Origin of the sequence: Protofrankia symbiont of Coriaria ruscifolia (genome assembly GCF_900634745.1) — a bacterium.
GTDB classification, from domain to species: domain Bacteria; phylum Actinomycetota; class Actinomycetes; order Frankiales; family Frankiaceae; genus Protofrankia; species Protofrankia californiensis.
The window spans coordinates 1-2,332 of record NZ_CAAAFR010000093.1 but is presented as its reverse complement, the minus strand read 5'-3'; the positions used below and the strand labels follow the sequence as shown (position 1 = coordinate 2,332).

Here is a 2,332-nt window from a genome sequence, read left to right as displayed (position 1 = left end):
CCACGTCAACAACACTATTCAGCAACAATCGACACTAGTGTCTCGTGATTCTGCTTCACTTACTCGATCGAAGGTTCTGATCAAGCCCGCGACCAGCGTAGATGACTTAGAGTAACGTAAATTGTCCAGAATCACGAGACACTAGAACTTTTCCTTAGAGCCCGGAAACAAATAACTCGAATTCTTGCAACCCTACGACCTGCGCAGATGCGTCCAGAGAGACCTATTTAATTAATTCCAGGCTCTTGTCAAGAGGAACACGTGGAACTACATCCCTATAATTCGTGCACCAGGAGTCGGGGAATCATAAATTGATCTAGTAATTTAATTCCGAGCTCTTGTCAACATTGGCTACCCCGGACTGCCTGCGTTATCTCACCACTCGAGAACGCTCAACCCCGGTGACAGCCCTGGGTTTCGTCACCGGTCTCCGTTATGGTACCACCCGCTTTGACAAGAATACAGTTATCATGGCCATCGAAACGTTGCGTGTAGTAATTGCCCAGGAATTCCCCCGAGGAAGCGTGGATATGAATATAAGCATAATCGACCTCGTCGGGATCCCAGGAGAAATCCTTCTTACAGCCCCCGATACACGTCCCCGTGCGTACTCCCTGCCCATCTTTACTCTCGGACACGTAGTGCGGGCGGAAGGTAAAGCTGAAGGACGGATGACCGTGGAAGCTGAGGTAGATGTGATTATCCGGTGACGAATCAAGCAGGCGCCTGCGGCGCAGCTCATCGTGTGTTTGTTTTGATCCCGACGAACCCTCGCCGCGGATAATTCGTTTGATCCAGGCTGCATACTCGTACACCGGCTGCTCATAACCGGTAGTCACGATCTGACTTAGGTCCAGCTCGCCCCAACTGTTCAAGTAATGATATGGTGCCCCACCCCAGTTAATTCCTATCAACTTTCCTGTCTCGTTGAACAAGCCACCACCCGAGTCGCCGGGCTTGGTAAACAGCGTGGGGAAGATTCTACGCGAGCCAGCTTCGTCTACCTTTGCGAAGACTACTATCGGGTCAATACCCTCCGGAAAAGAGGCGTCAAAGAAGCCCTCTTTGTCGTGGTGGCGCATATATTCGGTGTTCTTGGGAGAACTCACGCTGAGGATCGTCGACGCCATATGGTTCAGCCTCCTCCCATCCTCCCATCCATATATATCTGCCGTAGCTCCAGGCGTCGGCCGTGCGGTGGCAAGGTCAGGAATCCAGATGTCTGGCCCAAGGGGCTCGGAGAAATGCAGCAAAGCCAGGTCGGCTGTTGGATGGACCTCGATCCGGTCGATCCTCCGGGTCTGTGTGACCCCCTGCCCGACTTGCGTGATGCCGAACCTCAAGAAATACCCTGACAGAGTTTCTGGATGCTGAATAAGATGCACCGGCGCGAGCGCCCAGTTGCGGTCCACAAACGTTGCGCTACCCTGTCTATCCCCGTTTTCGTAAAGACGAGCTTGAGAAGAAAATTTCTCTGCCTCCCCCTGGCTCGGCGCAGCCTTGCTCGGCTGCTCTTGGCTTGCCACCAGTGCCAAGGCCATGGTGACAACAAGCAGGAGAACACGACCGCGGGACACCCGCCCAAACAAAGGGACTTGCATTATCGCTACACCTCTCTCCAGTCAATATGATTTGGCTGAGGTCGACACCGACACACCGGGCCGGCACCTGCTCGCCGCGTTCGACCACGACCGCGCGGTCGTGGTCTGCCAGCTCGCCGTCGACGCGAAGACCAACGAGATCCCCGTGCTGCGCACCCTGCTGGCGAAGGTGAACCTGAACGACGCGGTGATCACCGCCGACGCCCTCCACACCCAGTGGGAGACCGCGTCCTGGCTGGTCTCCCAGGGCGCCCACTACTTCCTCGTGGTGAAGTCCAACCAGCCCCAGCTACACGCCCAGGTCGCGGGCCTGCCCTGGGGCCCAGGTCCCCACCGCCGCGACCACCCGCGACCGCGGCACGACAGGGACGAGACCCGCGTCGTGGGGCCGCCGAGCTCCGCGCCGGCCTCGCCTTCCTGCACGCGGCCCAGGCAGTCCAGATGCATCACGATGAGTTCTTCCTTTCTAGCTCAGTCATCGGATCGACTGCATAAGTCGACTCCAACATCGGCAGAATTGCAAGGGCTTAGTACCCGGAATCAAATAAATGGAATTCTTCCGAGCCCCTGACCTGCATAGATGCGCCTGGGAAGATCTAGTTAATCAATTCCAGGTTCTTACATAAATCCTAACTCGTACGCAGCACCCTGATCCGAAAATCGACGGGGACGTGGGCAGGCTGGCGCCCACCTGTGCTGTCACCCGCTGGTGGGTGACGGTGTCGGGTGGG

At 56.5% G+C, this 2,332-nt stretch carries 2 protein-coding genes; one reads left to right on the top strand and one right to left on the bottom strand.

The window, feature by feature from the left end:
* Positions 1-392: 392 nt before the first annotated feature.
* Entirely contained in the window at positions 393-1,526 is a 1,134-nt protein-coding gene (locus CV1CTNOD_RS12150; protein ID WP_207386380.1) for a trypsin-like serine protease, read from the bottom strand.
* Positions 1,527-1,632: 106 nt separating this feature from the next.
* Between CV1CTNOD_RS12150 and CV1CTNOD_RS12145 the strand changes: the two genes are divergently transcribed.
* Positions 1,633-2,172, top strand: coding sequence for an ISAs1 family transposase (locus CV1CTNOD_RS12145; RefSeq protein WP_165485462.1), 540 nt, complete (start codon positions 1,633-1,635; stop codon positions 2,170-2,172).
* Positions 2,173-2,332 lie beyond the last annotated feature (160 nt).